Source organism: Variovorax sp. RA8 (assembly GCF_901827175.1).
Taxonomy (GTDB): Bacteria; Pseudomonadota; Gammaproteobacteria; order Burkholderiales; family Burkholderiaceae_C; genus Variovorax.
The window spans coordinates 4,345,590-4,365,036 of sequence record NZ_LR594662.1 but is presented as its reverse complement, the minus strand read 5'-3'; the positions used below and the strand labels follow the sequence as shown (position 1 = coordinate 4,365,036).

Annotated in this window: 16 protein-coding genes; 9 read left to right on the top strand and 7 right to left on the bottom strand. The window is 67.8% G+C overall.

Translation table 11 applies throughout. From position 1 onward, the window contains the following. Window positions 1–249 precede the first annotated feature (249 nt). Window positions 250–429 carry a hypothetical protein gene (locus E5P3_RS20385; RefSeq protein WP_162587635.1) on the top strand — a complete coding sequence of 60 codons (180 nt, stop codon included), beginning with the start codon at window positions 250–252 and terminating at the stop codon, window positions 427–429. Beyond that, entirely contained in the window at window positions 426–791 is a 366-nt protein-coding gene (locus E5P3_RS20380) for a hypothetical protein (RefSeq protein ID WP_162587634.1), read from the top strand. The genes E5P3_RS20385 and E5P3_RS20380 overlap by 4 nt, the downstream gene beginning before the upstream one ends. Before the next feature lie 35 nt (window positions 792–826). Here E5P3_RS20380 and E5P3_RS20375 read toward each other — a convergent pair whose 3' ends face one another. Both E5P3_RS20375 and E5P3_RS20370 read right to left on the bottom strand, forming a co-directional pair. Then, complete coding sequence (locus E5P3_RS20375; RefSeq protein WP_232073219.1) at window positions 827–1,285, bottom strand: response regulator transcription factor; 459 nt, start codon at window positions 1,283–1,285, stop codon at window positions 827–829. Between the two features lie 147 nt (window positions 1,286–1,432). After that, window positions 1,433–5,833 (bottom strand): DEAD/DEAH box helicase, encoded by a 4,401-nt coding sequence (locus E5P3_RS20370; RefSeq protein WP_162587632.1) that lies wholly within the window; start codon window positions 5,831–5,833, stop codon window positions 1,433–1,435. Between the two features lie 338 nt (window positions 5,834–6,171). On the opposite strand from E5P3_RS20370, the gene dusA reads away from it, so the two are divergent. After that, complete coding sequence (dusA, locus tag E5P3_RS20365; RefSeq protein WP_269473984.1) at window positions 6,172–7,155, top strand: tRNA dihydrouridine(20/20a) synthase DusA; 984 nt, start codon at window positions 6,172–6,174, stop codon at window positions 7,153–7,155. A gap of 3 nt (window positions 7,156–7,158) precedes the next feature. Here dusA and E5P3_RS20360 read toward each other — a convergent pair whose 3' ends face one another. Next, a complete protein-coding gene (locus E5P3_RS20360) occupies window positions 7,159–8,037 on the bottom strand; it encodes a TauD/TfdA dioxygenase family protein (RefSeq protein ID WP_162587631.1) in 879 nt (292 codons plus the stop codon). Window positions 8,038–8,057: 20 nt separating this feature from the next. Next, the gene (locus E5P3_RS20355) at window positions 8,058–9,050 is read right to left on the bottom strand and encodes a Bug family tripartite tricarboxylate transporter substrate binding protein (RefSeq protein WP_162587630.1); all 993 of its coding nucleotides are present in this window, start codon (window positions 9,048–9,050) and stop codon (window positions 8,058–8,060) included. Window positions 9,051–9,148: 98 nt separating this feature from the next. Between E5P3_RS20355 and E5P3_RS20350 the strand changes: the two genes are divergently transcribed. Continuing rightward, entirely contained in the window at window positions 9,149–9,931 is a 783-nt protein-coding gene (locus tag E5P3_RS20350) for an IclR family transcriptional regulator (protein ID WP_232073216.1), read from the top strand. A gap of 6 nt (window positions 9,932–9,937) precedes the next feature. Here the strand turns inward: E5P3_RS20350 and E5P3_RS20345 are convergent, their stop codons facing one another. Further along, window positions 9,938–10,585 carry a GntR family transcriptional regulator gene (locus E5P3_RS20345; protein ID WP_162587628.1) on the bottom strand — a complete coding sequence of 216 codons (648 nt, stop codon included), beginning with the start codon at window positions 10,583–10,585 and terminating at the stop codon, window positions 9,938–9,940. 116 nt (window positions 10,586–10,701) lie between these two features. Here E5P3_RS20345 and scpA point away from each other — a divergent pair, with 116 nt between their 5' ends. The 5 genes from scpA (at window position 10,702) to E5P3_RS20320 (ending at window position 18,170) form a co-directional block, all read left to right on the top strand. Next, complete coding sequence (gene scpA / locus E5P3_RS20340; protein ID WP_162587627.1) at window positions 10,702–12,864, top strand: methylmalonyl-CoA mutase; 2,163 nt, start codon at window positions 10,702–10,704, stop codon at window positions 12,862–12,864. A gap of 2 nt (window positions 12,865–12,866) precedes the next feature. Beyond that, window positions 12,867–13,910, top strand: a complete 1,044-nt coding sequence (gene meaB / locus E5P3_RS20335) for a methylmalonyl Co-A mutase-associated GTPase MeaB (RefSeq protein WP_162589763.1) — start codon at window positions 12,867–12,869, stop codon at window positions 13,908–13,910. Between the two features lie 41 nt (window positions 13,911–13,951). After that, window positions 13,952–15,484, top strand: coding sequence for an acyl-CoA carboxylase subunit beta (locus tag E5P3_RS20330; protein ID WP_162587626.1), 1,533 nt, complete (start codon window positions 13,952–13,954; stop codon window positions 15,482–15,484). A gap of 135 nt (window positions 15,485–15,619) precedes the next feature. Beyond that, window positions 15,620–17,668, top strand: coding sequence for an acetyl-CoA carboxylase biotin carboxylase subunit (locus tag E5P3_RS20325; protein WP_162587625.1), 2,049 nt, complete (start codon window positions 15,620–15,622; stop codon window positions 17,666–17,668). A gap of 13 nt (window positions 17,669–17,681) precedes the next feature. Further along, a complete protein-coding gene (locus E5P3_RS20320) occupies window positions 17,682–18,170 on the top strand; it encodes a VOC family protein (protein WP_162587624.1) in 489 nt (162 codons plus the stop codon). A 4-nt stretch (window positions 18,171–18,174) separates the two neighbouring features. Here the strand turns inward: E5P3_RS20320 and E5P3_RS20315 are convergent, their stop codons facing one another. Then, complete coding sequence (locus E5P3_RS20315) at window positions 18,175–18,810, bottom strand: LysE family translocator (protein WP_162587623.1); 636 nt, start codon at window positions 18,808–18,810, stop codon at window positions 18,175–18,177. Next, entirely contained in the window at window positions 18,807–19,433 is a 627-nt protein-coding gene (locus E5P3_RS20310; RefSeq protein ID WP_162587622.1) for an RnfABCDGE type electron transport complex subunit B, read from the bottom strand. Before E5P3_RS20310 ends, E5P3_RS20315 begins: the two co-directional genes overlap by 4 nt. Between the last annotated feature and the right edge of the window lie 14 nt (window positions 19,434–19,447).

Genomic DNA, 19,447 nt, shown 5'->3' with positions numbered 1-19,447 from the left:
TTGGACTGCTGCAAGGCTCGTGGTCAGCAGCGCAGGATGTCGCCCCGCGCGCACCTTGAAGGGTTCTGCCCGCACCGTTTTGTGAAATGAAGCACGAGATCAGTAGCCTGTAAGTACTACATGTAATTACAATTGGCTACATGCATTCACGTCCCGAGACGAACCCCAACCCGCTTTTCATGCCGGCCTGCGGAGACACCGTTGTCCTCCTATAGGGTGCTCCAGCGCGTGGCAGGAGGACCGCTTCCGATGGTCTTCACTTCGATGGAGGACATCGAGGCGCTGCGCATCCTGAAGGATGGCGGCTGGGTCAAGGCATCGTTCTCGACGGCGGCCGGCCGCAAGGGGACGGCGACGGTGACGGAACTGACCCCCTTGGGCCGGTTCGCGATGCAGTTCGTGCAACCCGATGACAAGGACACGCCATGAGAGTCTTCGTCTGCCTGCTTGTCAGCGTCTCCATCTTCGCTGCCTGCCTCGCCGGCTGGTGGGTCTACTGGCCGGTATGGCAGGTGGAGTCCCGCGTGAAGAGCAGGCTGCCCGAGCCCGGCACGGCAAGCCTCTCGGGCGTCTTCTACAACAAGAAGACGGGCACGGCCTGCGGCTATGTCAGCGCCCAGGACCCGAGCGGAACCTCGGCCGGCAAGACCCACTTCATCCTCCTGCCCGACGGCGAGCTGCGCCTCGACCCCAAGGATCCGATCCAGGGCAACACGCTGCAGCAGCTCGAGGGCCTTCGCAAGCACGCCGACTATCTGGCGCTGGTCTACGCGAGTTGCCAGCGGGGCTGAGTCGCCCGCCAGCCCCGAACAGGGGGCAGCGCGCTTCAGCGTGCCAGAAGGGCGCCGGAGGACGACAGCGAGGCGGACGCTGACGGGAGGATCGAAGGGGATGCAGGGCCAGGACGAAGGCGAGCGGCTTGGCGCAAGGCATCGCCGAGCTGCTCGATGCTGAAGGGCTTGCACAGCCAGACCGTGCCGGTGATCGGCCTCTCGGGCGCCTGGCTCGCGGTCGCGAAGATGATCGGCAATCCGCAGCGGGTCTGGAGCTTGTCCGCCAGTTCCAGGCCCGAGAGTCCGGGCAATCCGACATCGGCCATCAGCACGTCGAAGGCACCTTCGAGGAAGCGATCGATCGCGCCTTCGGCACTGCGCACGCCTGTGGCCCAGTGGCCGAGCAACTCGAGTGCTTCGAGGGTCGCGTCCAGAACCTCGGGATCGTCTTCCACCACCAGCACGCGCAAACTGCAACATGCATCGGTTGAACATGCTGCGCCGCTGGTCATCGAAGAATCCTCCATATCTGCCAAGGGGCAGGAGCATTCGCGCGTCTCGAAGGCTTGATTGTAGGAGCAGGCCGCGATTTGCTGTCGCCGCCTTTTTGCCCGCCGGGCCGACAGCGGGGCACCACGTGGAGAACCTGGACCGCCTCCTCAGCCCAGGGCGGCCTGGGCGGCCAGGGACATCGAGCGCCAGGCCGGATCCAGCGTCAACGCCTTGCGCGCCTCCTTCTCCAGCGCCGGCTCGAGCGGCGCAAGGATCCGGATCTCGCCCGCAATGCTGGTCGCGATCGGCACGCCACCCTGATAGAGCACACGCGAGCCCGGCACGCGCGGTACCCGGTTGCCCGGCAGCACGCTCCCCAGCAGATTGGCAGGATCGGCCGCCGAGAGGCAGACCAGGCTCGCATCCGGTGGTTGCCGGCGCACGTTGCGCATCAGCCCGATGGCCTCCGGCAGCGCGAACTGCTCGCCCGACAGCCCGGCGATGAAGCGGCCGCCGCGGATCTCACCGCGAGCCTCCAGCCGCCGGTAGGTGCGCACCAGCTCGCGCCAGGGCGGAAGCCACGCAGCCTCGCGCTCGATCAGGTGCCAGCACATCACGCCGTAGCGCCGCAGCAGCACCCGGGCGACCTGCTCGGTGGCGCCGGAAGCCGCGTTTTCGCCTGCCGCCGAGGACGGACGCACCAGCGACCAGCGCCCGGCGTCCTCGATGCCGAACAGGGCGGGGCGCCGGCGCCGCTGGGACGAATGGGAAGCCGAGCGCTTCGAGGCGGGAACCAGCAGGGCCCGCAGGCCCGCATAGCTGTCGCAGCGCACGCGGCCGCGCGCCACCAGCTCGGACAGTGCATCCTCGACCTCTGTGCCCAGCAGGCGGGCGCCGTCCGCGATCTCGTCGAAAAAGGACGCGCCGTGCTCGCCCAGCCAGGCCGCCACGCGCTGCGCGCGCGAGCCCAGCGCAGCATCGTCGGCGGGCAACGGGGCGAGCTGCGTCCACAGTGGGGCGCTGCGGCGCGGCAGCAGCAAGATCGGGGTGGCGCGCAACGAGGTGCCGGCGCGGCCGGTCCGGCTCTCGGGCGCGCTGGGGCGCAGGCGCGTCCACATCACGCGGCCTGCGGTGCAGAGGTCGTCGAGCCAGGCGCTCGCGTAATCGTTGACGCGGGCCGGCAGCAGCTCGGCCTCCCACAGCGCGGCCGGCGCCTCGTAGCCTTCGAGCTGGGTCAGCACGCCGGCCAGCGCCTCGGGGCCGCTGACCCTGGAGGCGGCGCTTACATGCTGCCACTCGAAGAGAAATCGCGCGAAGTCGCGCGGTTCGACCGGCTCGATCTCGCGCCGCAGTCGCTTGAGGGTGTAGCGGTGGATGCGGGCCAGCAGATGGCGCTCGCACCATTCGGGCTCCGCGGCGCCGGGCGTGAAGCGCCCCTGCAACAGCAGGCCTTCACTCTGCAGGCCGAGCAACGCTGTCTCGAGATCGGCCTCGGGCAACTGAAGCTGTCGCGCCAGCAAGCGCGTGGACACCGGCCCGAGGCCGCCCAGGCGAGATTGCAGCAATTCGCGCAGTGCTTCGTCGCGCGTCGACGGACCTTGCGCGTACTCGGCCGGCGCTTCGATGGCGGGCTGCAGGGTGGCGCAGGGATAGAGCACGTGCGCGAGCGAGAGGCGCTCGGCCGCCACCCACAGGCCCGCGTCCGTGCCCGCCGGCAGGAGGCGGGTCGCGCGACCGGCATCGGCCAGCATCGCGAGCCAGGGCTTCCACGCGGCATTGCGCGCAACCTCTTCATCGGTGAGCGCGGCCAGGCCGTTGAGCGCTTCGTGCATCTCGTCCGCATGGCGCGGGCGCGGCCAGGCCTCCTCCCGCACGCTCTCGATCGCGTCTGCGTCGAGGCGACCAAGATCGTCCGCGCGCTCCGGGTCGCCGTACCGCCGGCTCTGCACGGCCTGCGTGCGCCGCTCTTCCAATGGCGCGTCGTCGAGGAAGGCATAGGGTCGCGCGTTCAGCACTTCGGCCGCGAGCGGGGAAGGGGCGGGCAGGTCGCGTGCAGCCACCTGTACCTCGCCCGCCTCCATGCGGCGCAGCAGGCCCAGCCAGCCTTCGGCGTCCATCGCATCGTGCAGGCAGTCGTCCAGCGTCTGCGCGACCAGCGGATGGTCGGGGATCTCGCGCGCGCCGGCCAGGTTCTCGGCGCAGGCCACCTGATCGGGGAACACGTTGGCCAGCAGGTCCTCGGACTTCATGCGCTGCAGCTGCGGAGGCACCTTGCGGCCGCCGGCGAAGCGCGGCAGCGCCAGCGCGGTGGTCGCGTTCCAGCGCCAGCGCACGCCGAAGAGCGGCGCGTCCAGCAGGGCCTGCACCAGCACGTCCAACGCGGTGGCCGAATGGAGGTAGCGCGCCACCTCGTCGAGCGCGAAGCTGTGGCTGGTCGACAGCGACAGCACGATCGCGTCCTCGGTCGCCGCGGCCTGGAGCTCGAAATTGAATTTGCGACAGAAGCGCTTGCGCAGTGCCAGGCCCCAGGCGCGGTTGAGTCGGCTGCCGAAGGGCGAATGGATGACCAGCTGCATGCCCCCCGATTCGTCGAAGAAGCGCTCGAAGACGATCTGCCGCTGGGTCGGCAGCACGCCCAGCACGGCGAGCGTGCGCGCCAGGTGGTCGACGAGCTGGCGAGCAGCATCTTCGGACAGCGCGATGGCAGCCTGCAGCCATCGCACGGCACTGTCGGTGCCATGTGCGGCGATGTGGTCGCCGAGCTCCTCGCGCAGCCGTGAGACGCCGAAGGACAGCTCATCGCTGCGCCCCGGCGCCTCGCCGAGCCAGAAGGGGATGTTGGGCGCTGCGCCCTGGGCGTCCTCCACGCGCACGCGGCCCGGCTCGATGCGCAGGATGCGGTAGCTGGTGTTGCCGAGCTGGAACACGTCGCCGGCCAGGCTCTCGACCGCAAAGTCCTCGTTCACCGTGCCGATCTGATGCGCCTGCGGCTCCAGCAGCACGCTGTAGTCGCCGGTCTCGGGGATGGTGCCGCCCGAGGTCAAGGCCGTGAGCCGGGCGCCGCGGCGCTCGCGCAGCCGGTGGTGCACCGCGTCCTTGTGCACGTAGCCGGCGCGCGGGCCGTTGCGGGTGGCGAAGCCCTCGGCCAGCATGCGTACCACCGCGTCGTACTGCTCGCGTGCGAGTTGCGCATAGGGCCAGGCGCGGCGCACCAGGGCGAACAGCGCGTCCTCGTCCCATTCGCGGCTGGCGGTCTCGGCCACGATCTGCTGCGCGAGCACGTCCAGCGGGGCCTGCGGCATGCGCAGGGCGTCGAGCTCGCCGCGGCGGATGCAGTCCAGCAGGGCCGCGCACTCGACCAGCTCGTCGCGCGACTGCGGGAAGAGACGCGCCTTGGGCGTGCCGCCCACCGCGTGGCCCGAGCGGCCGGCGCGCTGCAGGAAGGTGGCGATGGAGCGCGGCGAGCCCAGTTGGCACACGAGGTCCACGTCGCCGATGTCCAGGCCGAGCTCCAGCGAGGCGGTCGCCACCAGCACCTGGAGCTCGCCGCGCTTGAGGCGCTGCTCGGCATCGAGCCGCGCCTCCTTGGCGAGGCTTCCGTGGTGCGCGGCCACCGCTTCCTTGCCCAGGCGCTCGCCGAGATGGCGGGCGGCGCGCTCGGCCATGCGACGGGTGTTGACGAAGACCAGCGTGGTCCGATGCAGCAGCACCAGTTCGGCCACGCGTGCGTACACCTGGTCCCATTGCTCGTGGGTCATCACCGCGCCCAGCGGCTGCGGCGGCAGCTCGAGGGCGAGGTCGCGTTCCTTGGCGTAGCCGATGTCGACGATCTCGCAGTCGGCGACGCCATCATGCACGTGGCCCGCGCCGACCAGGAAGCGCGCGACCTCGTCGACCGGCTTCTGCGTGGCCGACAAGCCGATGCGCGTGAGGGGCCGTCCGCACAGCGACTGCAGCCGCTCCAGCGAGAGCGACAGATGGCTGCCCCGCTTGCCCGCAGCGATGGCGTGGATCTCGTCGACGATCACCGTCCGCACCGTGGACAGCATGCCCCGGCCCGAGGCCGAGCCGAGCAGCACGTAGAGCGACTCGGGCGTGGTCACGAGGATGTGCGGCGGCTGGCGCAGGCTCTGCTGGCGTTCCCTGGAAGGCGTGTCGCCGGTGCGCACGGCGCTGCGGATCTCCACGTCCGGCAAGCCCAGTGCCGCCAGTTCGGCGCGGATGCCCGCCAGCGGCGCCTCGAGGTTCAGGCGTATGTCGTTGGACAACGCCTTGAGCGGCGAGACGTACACCACCGTGGTCTCGTCCGGCAGGCCGCCGGGCGCGAGGCCCTGGCGCACCAACCCGTCCAGGGCGGCGAGGAAGGCAGTCAGCGTCTTGCCCGAGCCGGTCGGGGCCGCGACCAGCGTATGGCGCCGGGCGCGAATGGCAGGCCAGGCGGCCTTCTGTGCCTCGGTGGGCGCGGGAAAGCTGCGGCTGAACCAGCCGCTGACGGCAGGGTGGAATTCGGCGAAGGGCACGGGTAGTGAGCGGTGAAGGCGACCGCACGGCGGCCGCTGCCAAGGCATGTTACGCGGCTGGGGCGACGTCTGCGATCCCTGGGATATTGGGCCTGCAGCGCGGGCGTCAAGCGGCACGACGGGCATGGTTGCGGCCGTGGTTCAGAGGGCCGGCTGCGCAAAAAACACGCGATCTGGCATCGCCGTCATAAAGCATCAGCTTCTGCGCAGCGATCCGTCTATTTCTTCACGCGCTTCTTGGCGAATTCGGCGCAAACTACGTCCATGGTTTCTCTGGGGGATTGCTGCAAAGGCAATCATTGAGCTCGCTTCGGCGAGCTCTTTTTTTTGTCCGCCGGACCTGCGTGAGAAACTATAGGCTGCCAAAGCTCGACGGTGATGCTGGTTTGCTGAACGACAAGGAAAAGATCATCTCGGTCGCGCCCATGATGGATTGGACGGACCGCCACTGCCGTTACTTCCATCGGCTGCTGACCCGCCGCGCCTTGCTCTACACCGAGATGGTGACGACCGGGGCGCTGGTGCATGGCGACGTGCCGCGCCATCTGCGCTTCGACGCCGAGGAGCATCCGGTCGCGCTCCAATTGGGCGGCAGCGAGGCGACCGAGCTGGCGCATTGCGCGAAGCTCGGCGAGGACTGGGGCTACGACGAGATCAATCTCAACTGCGGATGCCCGAGCGAGCGCGTGCAGCGCGGCGCCTTCGGGGCCTGCCTGATGAACGAGCCGCAGCTCGTGGCCGATTGCGTGAAGGCCATGGTCGACGCGGTGGGCGTGCCGGTCACGGTCAAGCACCGCATCGGCATCGACAAGACCGAGTCCTATGAATTCGTGCGCGATTTCGTCGGCATGGTGAGCGAGGCTGGTTGCCGCACCTTCATCGTCCATGCGCGCAATGCCTGGCTGAAGGGTCTGTCGCCCAAGCAGAACCGCGAGGTGCCGCCGCTGCGCTACGAGCTGGTGCATCGGCTCAAGCACGACTTTCCCGAGCTCGCCATCTCGATCAACGGCGGCTTCAACGACAACGCGCAGATGCAGGCGCATCTGCGGCTGCTCGACGGCGTGATGATCGGGCGCGAGGCGTACCACAACCCGTGGTGGCTGGCGCAATGGGACGAAGTCTTCTACCGGCAGCCGTCCTTTGCACTCACGCGCGAGGAGGTGGAGCGCAGGATGTGCGACTACATGGCCCGCGAGGCAGCCGAGCACGGCACGCCCTGGTCGAACATCGCGCGCCACATGCTGGGGCTTCGCAACGGCCTGCCGGGTGCCCGCCGCTGGCGCCAGGTCTGGAGCGACCACCGGCTCAAGGCACTGCCGCCGCACGAGGTGATGGCGATCGCGCACGAGCCGGCGGCAGCCGCCGCCTGAGCCTCAGGCCGCCATGAGCCGTGCCTCGGGCACATCCTCGATGGTGGTGCGGCGCAGCTCGCGCCGCTCGGCGATGTCGTAGCGCCGGCCGCGGTGCAGGGTGCTGCGGTTGTCCCACATCACCAGGTCGCCGACCTGCCATTCATGGCGGTAGACGAACTCGCGCTGGGTCGCGTGCTCCAGCAGGTCCTGCAGGTACATGCGCGACTCGGCCGTGGGCCAGCCGATGATCTGCCGCGCATGCACGCCGACGAAGAGCAGCTTGCGCCCCGAGCCCGGGTGCGTCTGGACCAGCGGCCAGACCGCGGGCGGGATCGCCTTCTTCTGCTCGTCGGTGTACGCCTCGTCGCCCAGCAGGATGCGCGTGTGCAGCGCGTAGTGCTCGGCGCGCAGATCCTGGACCTCGGCCTTGGTGCGATCGGGCAGGGCGTCGTAGGCGGCGCGCAGGTCGGCGAACTCGGTATTGCCGCCCCAGCTCGGCAGTACCACGGCGTGCAGCATCGAGTAGGCGGCGCGCGGGTCCTGGAAGGAGCTGTCACTGTGCCAGAGCTGGTTGGCGAAGTTCGAGAGGTTCTTGGGCGAGTCGCGCCGCGCCACGTTGCCCTCGGCATCGACGTTGGAGATGTCGATCAGGCGCTCGTCCTCCAGCCTTTCATTGCGCTTGAAGACCTTCTTGAGGCCCAGGTCCAGCGGGCCGAAGGACTTGGCGAAGTCGATCTGCTGCTGGCCCGTCAGGGGCTGGCCGCGCCACACCAGCACGGCGTATTCATTCATCGCGCCGTTGATCTGGCGAACTTCGGTGTCGGACAGCGGGCGCGCGATGTCGATACCGCTGGCTTCGGCAACGAACAGGGGATGCAGTGGCTTGAGTCGGAGGGACATGGGAGGTCTCGGGAGCGGGGTTATTCGGCCTGGATGCCGGCTTCGTTGATCACGCGGGCCCAGCGCGTCATCTCGGATTGGACGAAGGCCTCGAACTGCTCGGGCCTGGAGGCGACCACCTCCATGCCCTGTTCCTCGATGCGCTTGCGGATCTCGGGGGTGCGCAGCACCTTCTCCGTGTCGGCCTGGATCTTCTGGATGACGGCCTTGGGCGTTCCGTGCGGCGCAACGAATCCCAGCAGCGCGTTGACGTTGAAGCCGGGGAGCGTCTCGGCCACCGTCGGGTAGTTGAAGCCCGCCACGCGCTTGTCGCCGAGGGTGGCAATCATCTTCATCCGGCCGGCCTTGACGTAGGGCAGGATCGACAGGAAGGGATCGACCACGATGTCGATGCGCCCGCCCATCAGCTCGGTGTGCGCCGGCGCGCTGCCCTTGAAGGGCGAGTGGAGCATGTCGAAGCCGGCCTCGCGTTTCAGGAGCTCGGCGCCCAGGTGGGTGGTGCTGCCGGCACCCGGCGTGCCGTAGGTGAGCTTGCCGGGATTCTTCCTGGCATAGGCGATCAGCTCCGGCACGGTGTTGAAGGGGGCGTCGGGCTTGGCGACCATCGCCAGCTGCAGGTTCGCGATCTGCGTGATGGCTGCGAGATCCTTCACCGTGTCGTACGGCAGGTTCTTGCGCAGCGACGGGTTCACGGCGAAGGAGGAGTTCACCATGCCGAAGGTCAGCCCGTCGGGTGGTGCCTTGGCGACGAAGTCCACGCCGATGGCGGTCCCCGCGCCGGGCTTGTAGTCGATGATCACCGGCTGGCCCCAGATTTCCTGCAGCTTCTGCGCGATGAGCCGGCCCACCGTGTCGGTCGGCCCGCCCGGCGCGAACGGGATGATGATCTTGACGGGGCCTTTGGGAAACTCCTGGGCCGCGGCCGCGAAGCTGCTGCCCAGGCCGGCAACTGCGATCGTGGCGCCGGCAAGCAAGACCTGGCGACGGCTGGTGGTAAACGGGTGTTGCCTCATCATAATTGCGTTTTAATGGAACATTGTTTCGAAATAATATCGACCCAAGCCCACAAGTCAACGAAAATATGAAACATTGTTTTAAAATGCGGGATTCCATGGCTGAGCAAGGAGGGGCCGAAGTCAGCGCGCTGGCGCGGGGCTTGGCCGTGCTGAAGGTGGTCGGCGACGCAGCCGGCCCGTTGAGCAACCGCGAGCTGGCCGATGCGACCGGCATTCCGAAGCCGACGGTCTCTCGCCTGGCCGCGACGCTCGTCGCGAGCGGCTATCTGCGGCAGGCGCCTGACAGCGAGCGCTTCAGCCTCGGCCCCGCACTGCTGGACATGAGCAACCGCTACCTCCGGCATTTCGATCTGCGCGGGGTCGCCCGGCCGCACCTGCTGGCGCTGGCCGAGTTCGCCGGCGCCAGTGTGCACATGGGCGTGCGAGACGACCTGGACATGCTGATCATCGATTCGCTGCGTCCGCGCTCGGCCATGATCAGCTCGCGCATCGACGTCGGCTCACGCATGACCATCGCCACCTCCGCTGCGGGGCGGGCCTACCTCGCGGCCCTGCCGTCGGGCGAGCAGGCCGAGTTGCTGGACCAGATCCGGCTTGCCAGCGGCGAGAACTGGGCCGCGCTGGAGCCGCGCATCATGGCGGGACTCGAGGAGCATGCGCGGCTGGGCTATTGCAGCTCCTTCGGCGAGTGGCACCCGCACATCCATGCGCTGGGCTTCTCGCTGCGCGGACCACGCGGCGAGCGCTACGCCTGCAGCTGCGGCGGGCCGGCCTACCTGCTGCCGCGCGAGACGATGGTGGCGCGCATCGCGCCGAAACTGCAGGAGACCCTGCAGCGGATCAATGCCGATATCGGCACGGCGTCGCCCGCTGACTGAGCGGGTTCAGTTCGCTGCTTCCAGGCCGCTGCGGAAGTGCTCCTGCATGCGCGCCATGGCGCCGGCCCCGTCGCGCGCCTTGATCGCGGCCATGATCGCCCGGTGCTCCGCGAGCGACTCCGCAATGCGGCCGGCCTTGAGCAGCGAGTTGTGGCGGTTGAGTTTCATCACCTTTCGCAGGTCGGCGACCATCTGGTCGCGCCAGCGGTTGTCGGCCATCGCAAGGATGCGCATGTGGAATCGTTCGTTGATGGCGAAGAAGTGGGCCCGGTCCACCTTGCCCGGCGCCGCGGCGGCTTCGAGCTCGGCATGCAGGGTCTCCAGCTCGGCCAGCTGCGCGCTGGAGGCCCGCTCGGCAACCACGCCGACCGCGTCGCTCTCGAGCAGACTGAGCAGGTGATAGACGTCTGACAGGTCCTTTTCCGACACCTCGGTCACGTAGGCGCCGCGCCGCACCTTCATCGTCACCAAACCCTCGGCCGCCAGCACCTTGAGCGCCTCGCGCAGCGGCGTGCGGCTGATGCCGTATTCCTCCGCCAGCTTGAGCTCGTCGATCCAGCCGCCCGGCTCCAGCTCGCGGTTGAAGATGCGTTGGCGCAGCAGCTCCGCCACCTCTTCGTAGAGGGCACGCGGGGTCAGGGTGAGGGCGGACATGCGCGAAATGTACCGCAACGCCAGGCGTTTGAATTAATAATTACAGATGAGTTAGACTCGCACCCAATCGTCACGCGCCTGCGCGGACACCTCCCTCCACTCGCAAAGCCGGCGCCATGAGCAGCAAACCCGAACCGATCTTCCAAACCGCGACTCTCGAAGCCTGGGCCAAGGCTGCTGCCAAATCCGCCCCGGGTGGCGACGTGCAGGCGCTGAACTGGATCACGCCCGACGGCATCAGGGTCAAGCCGCTCTACACCGCGGCCGATCTCAAGGGGCTGAAGTACACGGACACGCTGCCCGGCTTCGAGCCCTACCTGCGCGGCCCGCAAGCCACCATGTACGCAGTGCGCCCCTGGACCATCAGGCAGTACGCTGGCTTCTCCACCGCCGAGGAATCGAACGCCTTCTATCGCAAGGCCCTGGCCGCCGGCGGGCAGGGCGTGAGCGTGGCCTTCGACCTGGCGACGCACCGCGGCTACGACAGCGACCATCCGCGCGTGACCGGCGATGTCGGGAAGGCCGGCGTGGCCATCGACAGCGTGGAGGACATGAAGATCCTGTTCGACCAGATCCCGCTGGACAAGGTCAGCGTCTCCATGACGATGAACGGCGCGGTGCTGCCCGTGCTGGCCGGCTACATCGTCGCGGCCGAGGAGCAGGGCGTGGCGCAGGACCAGCTCTCGGGGACCATCCAGAACGACATCCTCAAGGAGTTCATGGTCCGCAACACCTACATCTTCCCGCCCGAGCCCTCGATGCGGATCATCGGCGACATCATTGCGTACACCGCGGAGAAGATGCCGAAGTTCAACTCGATCTCCATCAGCGGCTACCACATGCAGGAGGCCGGCGCGAACCAGGCGCTGGAGCTCGCCTTCACGCTCGCGGATGGCAAGGAGTACGTGAAGACGGCGCTGGCCAAGGGGCTGGACGTCGACGGCTTCGCCGGACGGCTGAGCTTCTTCTGGGCGATCGGCATGAACTTCTACCTGGAGGTCGCCAAGATGCGCGCGGCGCGCCTGCTCTGGTGCCGCATCATGAAGGAGTTCAACCCCAAGAATCCCAAGAGCCTGATGCTGCGCACCCACTGCCAGACCTCGGGCTGGAGCCTCACCGAGCAGGACCCGTACAACAACGTGGTGCGCACCACCATCGAAGCCATGGCCGCGGTCTTCGGCGGCACCCAGAGCCTGCACACCAACGCGCTGGACGAGGCGATCGCGCTGCCCACCGAGTTCAGCGCGCGCATCGCGCGCAACACGCAGCTCATCATCCAGGAAGAGACCCACATCACGAACGTGATCGACCCCTGGGCCGGCAGCTACATGATGGAAAAACTCACCCAGGACATGGCAGACGCGGCCTGGGCCATCATCGAGGAGGTCGAGGCCATGGGAGGCATGACCAAGGCCGTGGACAGCGGCTGGGCCAAGCTCAAGATCGAGGCGGCCGCGGCCGACAAGCAAGCGCGCATCGATTCGGGGCAGGACGTGATCGTGGGCGTCAACAAGTACAAGCTGCAGAGCGAGGACACGCACGACATTCTGCAGATCGACAACGTCAAGGTGCGCGACAGCCAGATCGCGCGGCTCAAGGCCGTGCGCGAGAAGCGCGACGGCACCAAGGTGCAAGCTGCGCTCGACGCGATGACCGCGGCCGCCGAGAGCGGCGAGGGCAATCTGCTGGCCCTGAGCGTCGAGGCCGTGCGCCTGCGCGCGACGGTGGGTGAAATCAGCGATGCGCTGGAGAAGGTCTACGGCCGCCATCGCGCCGACACGCAGAAGGTGACGGGCGTCTATGCCGCCGCCTACGACTCGGCCGAAGGGTGGGAGGCGCTGCAGAAGGAGATCGCCGGCTTCGCCGAGGAACAGGGCCGGCGCCCGCGCGTGATGATTTCCAAGCTGGGCCAGGACGGTCACGATCGCGGCGCCAAGGTCGTCGCCACGGCCTTCGCCGACCTGGGCTTCGATGTCGACATGGGCCCACTGTTCCAGACTCCCGAGGAATGTGCGCGCCAGGCGATCGAGAACGACGTGCACGCGGTGGGCGTCAGTACCCTGGCCGCGGGGCACAAGACGCTGGTGCCGGCCATCATCGAGGAGCTGAAGAAGCAGGGCGCCGACGACATCATCGTCTTCGTGGGCGGGGTGATTCCGCGGCAGGACTACGAGTTCCTGTACGAGGCCGGCGTGAAGGGCATCTACGGGCCGGGGACGCCGATTCCCGCCAGTGCGAAGGACGTGCTGGAGCAGATTCGCGCGGCGGTCGCGGCTTGAGCATGCGTGCCGCGGCTCGAAGCCTGGTGACGGCCGAAGCGCTGGCCGAGGCCGAAGGCCCTGGACAGCGCCGCGCCATCGCGAAGGCCATCACGCTGCTCGAATCCACGCGGGCCGATCATCGCGCGCAAGCCGATGAACTGTTGACGGCGCTGCTGCCGCGCACCGGAAAATCCTTTCGCCTCGGCATCTCGGGCGTACCCGGCGTCGGCAAGTCCACCTTCATCGAGACCCTGGGCCTGTACCTGATCGATCGTGGCCATCGAGTGGCGGTCCTCACCATCGACCCGTCGTCCACCGTCTCCGGCGGCTCCATCCTCGGCGACAAGACGCGCATGGAAAGGCTCTCGGTGCACGAGCGTGCCTACATTCGCCCCAGCCCGTCGAGCGGCACGCTGGGCGGCGTGGCCGAGAAGACGCGCGAGGCCATGCTGGTATGCGAGGCCGCCGGCTACGACATCGTGATCGTGGAGACCGTCGGCGTCGGCCAGAGCGAGACCGCGGTTTCGGGCATGACCGACATGTTCGTGCTGCTGCAGCTGCCCAATGCCGGCGACGACCTGCAGGCGATCAAGAAGGGCGTGATGGAGCTGGCGGACCTGGTGGTCATCAACAAGGCCGACATCGACCCCGACGCGGCGACGCGCGCGCAGGCCCAGATCACCTCCGCGCTGCGGCTCTTCGGCCATCACGGCAATCCGGTGCATGCGCACGTCGTGCACGGCGCCGACGCGGCGCTGCGCCAGTGGCAGCCCAAGGTGATTCAATCCAGCGCATTGCTGGGCACCGGCGTCGACGCCTTCTGGGACACCGTATTGCAGTTCAAGACCTTGCAGACCGCCACCGGGAAGCTCGCCGCGCGGCGTGAGAAACAGGCGCTTGCGTGGATGTGGGAGCGCATCGACGCGGGTCTCAAGCAGGCCTTCCGCCAGCACCCGAAAGTGCGCGAGCTGCTGCCGCAGACGCTGGCCCAGGTGGCGGCGGGCACACTGCCCGCCTCGACCGCGGCACGCAACCTGCTCGCGGCGCAGGCGGGTTCGGCCTAACCACTCGAAGAACACATCAACACCACTTCCGGAACTGGACCATGAAAGAGATCCTCGAGCAACTCGAAAAACGGCGCGCCCAGGCGCGGCTGGGCGGCGGCCAGAAGCGCATCGACGCGCAGCACGCCAAGGGCAAGCTGACGGCGCGCGAGCGCGTCGAGCTGCTGCTCGACGACAACACCTTCGAGGAATGGGACATGTTTGTCGAGCACCGGTCCAGCGACTTCGGCATGGCCGAAACGAAGATTCCGGGCGACGGTGTTGTCACCGGCTACGGCATGATCAACGGCCGGCTGGTGTTCGTCTTCAGCCAGGACTTCACCGTCTTCGGCGGCGCGCTCAGCGAAGCCCATGCCGAGAAGATCTGCAAGGTGATGGACCAGGCGATGAAGGTGGGCGCGCCGGTCATCGGCCTCAACGATTCCGGTGGCGCGCGCATCCAGGAAGGCGTGGCCTCGCTCGGCGGTTACGCCGAGGTGTTCCAGCGCAATGTGATGGCTTCCGGCGTGGTGCCGCAGATCAGCATGATCATGGGGCCATGCGCCGGCGGCGCCGTGTACTCGCCGGCCATGACCGATTTCATCTTCATGGTGCGCGACAGCTCCTATATGTTCGTCACCGGGCCGGAGGTGGTGAAGACGGTGACGCACGAGGACGTCACGGCCGAGGAACTGGGCGGTGCCACCACGCACACCACCAAGAGCGGCGTGGCCGACATGGCCTTTTCGAACGACGTGGAGGCGCTGATGATGCTGCGCCGCCTCTACAACTACCTGCCGCTCAACAACCGCGAGAAGCCGCCCGTGCGGCCCAGCGGCGATCCGGCCGATCGCGCCGACCTGTCGCTCGACACCCTGGTGCCCGACAACCCGAACAAGCCCTATGACATGAAGGAGGCGATTGCGAAGGTGGTCGACGACGGCGAGTTCTTCGAACTGCAGCCCGACTATGCGAAGAACATCGTGATCGGGTTCGCACGCATGGACGGACAGAGCGTGGGCATCGTCGCCAACCAGCCGCTGGTGCTGGCCGGCTGCCTGGACATCAAGTCCTCGATCAAGGCGGCGCGCTTCGTGCGCTTCTGCGATGCATTCAACATCCCGGTCGTCACTTTCGTCGACGTGCCCGGCTTCATGCCCGGCACCAGCCAGGAATACGGCGGCATCATCAAGCATGGCGCCAAGCTGCTCTACGCGTATGCCGAGTGCACCGTGCCCAAGATCACGGTCATCACGCGCAAGGCTTATGGCGGTGCCTATGACGTGATGTCCTCCAAGCACCTGCGCGGCGACGTCAACCTGGCCTGGCCGCGTGCCGAGATCGCGGTGATGGGCGCCAAGGGCGCGGTAGAGATCATCTTCCGCGAAGACAAGAACGACCCTGAAAAGCTGGCCGCGCGCGAGGCCGAGTACAAGGCCCGCTTCGCAAACCCCTATGTGGCCGGCACGCGCGGCTACATCGACGACGTGATCCTGCCCAGCGAGACGCGCAAGCGCATCTGCCGCAGCCTGGTCATGCTGCGCGAGAAGAAGCTCGACAACCCGTGGCGCAAGCACGGGAACATTCCGCTCTGAGAACGGGAGACCACGACATGCTCATGAAAATCCTGATTGCGAACCGCGGCGAAAACAGCCGCGCAGCGGCTGTTTCGGCGAAGCCAAATTGCATGCGTGCGAAGCACGCGAAGGCGATTTCTCCGCGAGGTGACTATGTTTAAGAAGATCCTGATCGCCAACCGCGGAGAAATCGCCTGCCGAGTCATCAAGACCGCGAGGAAGATGGGCATCCTGACCGTGGCCGTCTATTCCGACGCCGACAAGGACGCGCGCCACGTCGAGCTGGCCGACGAGGCCGTGCACATCGGCGCCTCGCCCAGTCGCGAGAGCTACCTGCAAGCCGATCGCATCATCGCGGCGTGCAAGAAGACCGGGGCCGAGGCGGTCCATCCCGGCTATGGCTTCCTGTCCGAGAACGAGGGCTTTGCGAAGAAGGTCGAGGAGGAGGGCATCGTCTTCATCGGCCCCAAGCACTACTCGATTGCCGCCATGGGCGACAAGATCGCCTCGAAGAAGCTCGCGAACGAGGCCAAGGTCAACACCATCCCCGGCTGGAACGACGCCATCGAGACGGCGGAGCGCGCGGTCGAGATCGCGCGGGATGTGGGCTATCCGGTGATGATCAAGGCGTCGGCCGGTGGCGGCGGCAAGGGCCTGCGCGTGGCCTTCAACGACAAGGACGCGTTCGACGGCTTCACCTCGTGCCGCAACGAAGCGCGCAACAGCTTCGGCGACGACCGCGTGTTCATCGAGAAGTTCGTCGAGGAGCCGCGCCACATCGAGATCCAGGTGCTGGGCGATTCGCACGGCAACGTGATCTACCTGAACGAGCGCGAATGTTCGATCCAGCGCCGCCACCAGAAGGTGATCGAGGAGGCGCCATCGCCCTTCATCAGCGAAGCCACGCGCAAGGCCATGGGCGAGCAGGCGGTGGCGCTCGCCAAGGCGGTGAACTACCAGAGCGCAGGCACGGTGGAGTTCGTGGTCGGCAAGGACCAGAGCTTCTACTTCCTCGAGATGAACACCCGGCTGCAGGTGGAGCATCCGGTGACGGAAGCGATCACGGGCCTGGACCTGGTCGAGCTCATGATCCGCGTTGCCGCCGGCGAGAAGCTGCCGCTCGCGCAGAAGGACGTGAAGCGCGAGGGCTGGGCCATCGAGTGCCGCATCAACGCGGAGGACCCGTTCCGGAACTTCCTGCCGTCGACCGGGCGCCTGGTGCGGTTCCAGCCGCCGAAGGAGACGATGTTCTCCGCGGACACAGAGCACTTGTACGGCGTGCGCGTCGACACCGGCGTCTACGATGGCGGCGAGATACCGATGTTCTACGACTCGATGATCGCCAAGCTGATCGTCCACGGTCGCGACCGCGCCCACGCCACCGCTCTGATGCGCGAGGCGCTCAACGGCTTCGTGATCCGCGGCATCAGCAGCAACATCCCCTTCCAGGCCGCGCTGCTTGCGCATCCCAAGTTCGTGAGTGGGGCGTTCAATACGGGCTTCATCGCCGAGCACTATGGCAAGGGCTTCCGAGCCGAGGATGTGCCGCACGACGACCCGGACTTCCTGGTTGCGCTCGCGGCCTACATGCATCGGCGCTACCGCGGGCGGGCGTCGCGCATCAGCGGCCAGCTGGAGGGCCATGGGGTGAAGGTGGGCGAGCAGTTCGTGGTGGTCGTCCTCGACGCCAAGGGCGAGCATGTGCATCAGCCCGTGACAGTCACCGACTACCAGGGTACCTCGGGCTCAAGCGCGGTGATGGTGGGCGCGAACAGCTACAAGATAGAAAGCCAGGCGGCGCTGGGCAGCATCCGGGTCGAGGGCAGCGTCAACGGCCGGGGCTTCACCGCACAGGTCGAGCGCGGTGTCGGCAAGAACCCGTTGGCCTTGCGCATCGCGCACAACGGCAAGCAGATCGAGGCGATGGTGCTGTCGCCGCGGGGCTCGAGGCTGCTCAAGCTCATGCCCTACAAGGCACCGCCGGACCTCAGCAAGTTCCTGATGTCGCCGATGCCGGGGCTCCTGGTCGAAATCTCCGTGCAGCCGGGGCAGCAGGTGCAGGCCGGCGAAAAGCTCGCGGTGATCGAGGCGATGAAGATGGAGAACGTGCTCTTCGCCTCGCAGGACGGCGTGGTCGGCAGCATCTCGGCCGCCAAGGGCGAGTCGCTCGCGGTGGACCAGGTGATCCTGGAATTCGCGTGAAGGAGACCGTCGAATGAACACGTCGCAAGGGCGCCCCTTCAAGGTGCTGGGCATCCAGCAGGTCGCCATCGGCGGGCCGGACAAGACGCGGCTGCGGACGCTGTGGGTCGAGATGCTGGGACTGGAAATCACCGGCAGCTTCAGCAGCGAGCGCGAGAACGTCGACGAGGACATCTGCGCGATCGGCAGCGGCCCCTTCAAGGTCGAGGTCGACCTGATGCAGCCGCTGCATCCCGACAAGAAGCCGGCTGTGCACGCCACGCCGCTCAATCACGTGGGCCTGTGGATCGACGATCTGCCCGCCGCGGTCGGCTGGCTCACGGCCCAGGGCGTGCGCTTCGCGCCGGGCGGGATCCGAAAGGGCGCCGCCGGCTTCGACATCTGCTTCCTGCATCCCAAGGGCAACGAGGAGTTCCCGGTCGCGGGCGAAGGAGTGCTGATCGAACTGGTGCAGGCGCCACCGGAAGTCGTGGCGGCCTTTGCGGCGCTGGCCGCAGGCTGACCCTTCAGGCGCCGGGGCGCCGCCAGACGGCCAGCGTCGCGGCCAGCAGCCACATGCCCGCCGCGCAGCCGCGGTTGAGCAGGCGCAGGCTGCGTCGCGAGAGCCAGCGCACGGCCTGCGTGCCGGCGGCGGCGTACCCCAGCATGACGCAGGTGTCGATGCCGATGAAGATGACGCCGAGCACCGCATATTGCGGCCCTTGCGAACCGGCGGTGTCGACGAACTGCGGCAGGAAGGCGGCGAAGAAGAGCAGGGTCTTCGGGTTCGACAGTGCCACCGTGAGGCTGCGCAGGAAAGCGGTGCGGCTGCCCAGGACATCGGCGGGCGATGCGGCGAGCGCCGCATGAATGTCGATCGGCTGGCTGCGCCACATCTTGACGCCGAGCCAGACCAGGTAGGCGACGCCCGCCACCCGGATGGCGTTGAACAGCCACTCCGAGGCCGCGAGCAGCGAGCCCAACCCCAGCGCCACCACGGCGATCAGGATGGCAGCCCCCAGCGATGCGCCCACGATGCCCCAGACCGCGGCGCGCATGCCGCCGGCGATGCCGTTGGACATCGCCAGCAGCATGGTCGGGCCGGGCGTGATCGCCAGCGCAACGGAGGCGACCATGTAGAGGAGCAGGGTGTCGAGCGTCATGGGCGTCCGTTCGGATCGGTGCGGGATGCGGCGGCGGCACGCGCGCGCGCCAGCGCCGCTTCGATAATCGCGCGTTTGCGATCGGGCGCAGCGGCCTCGGGCGGCGCGGCCGTGGACGGCTCCTCGTCCTTGCCGTGGCGGCGGCGATGCGCCTCGTAGCGGCTGCGCGCTTCGTCGGCCTGCGCCTGCGACCAGGCCTGCCAGCCGCTCTTTCCAGGCGTGGCCACTTCGAGCGAGATGCAGTCCACCGGGCAGACGGGGAGGCAGAGCTCGCAGCCGGTGCAGTGGGCCTCGATCACGGTGTGCATGCGCTTGTGGATGCCCAGGATCGCGTCGGTCGGGCAGGCATCGAGGCACAGCGTGCAACCGATGCACCAGGCCTCGTCGATCACCGCCATCATGCGGACGCCTTCGGTGCCGAACTGCGGGTCGATGGGGCGCACCGGCTGGCCGGTCAGGCGCGACAAGCGTGCCACCCCCTCCGCGCCGCCCGGCGGGCATTGATCGATGCCGGCCTCGTCGGCTGCGATCGCCTCGGCGTAGCCCGCGCAATCGGCATAGCCGCAGCGCGTGCACTGCGTCTGCGGCAGCGCGTCCAGGATGCGCCGGGCCAGCGCGTTCACTGGCGGATCCTCGC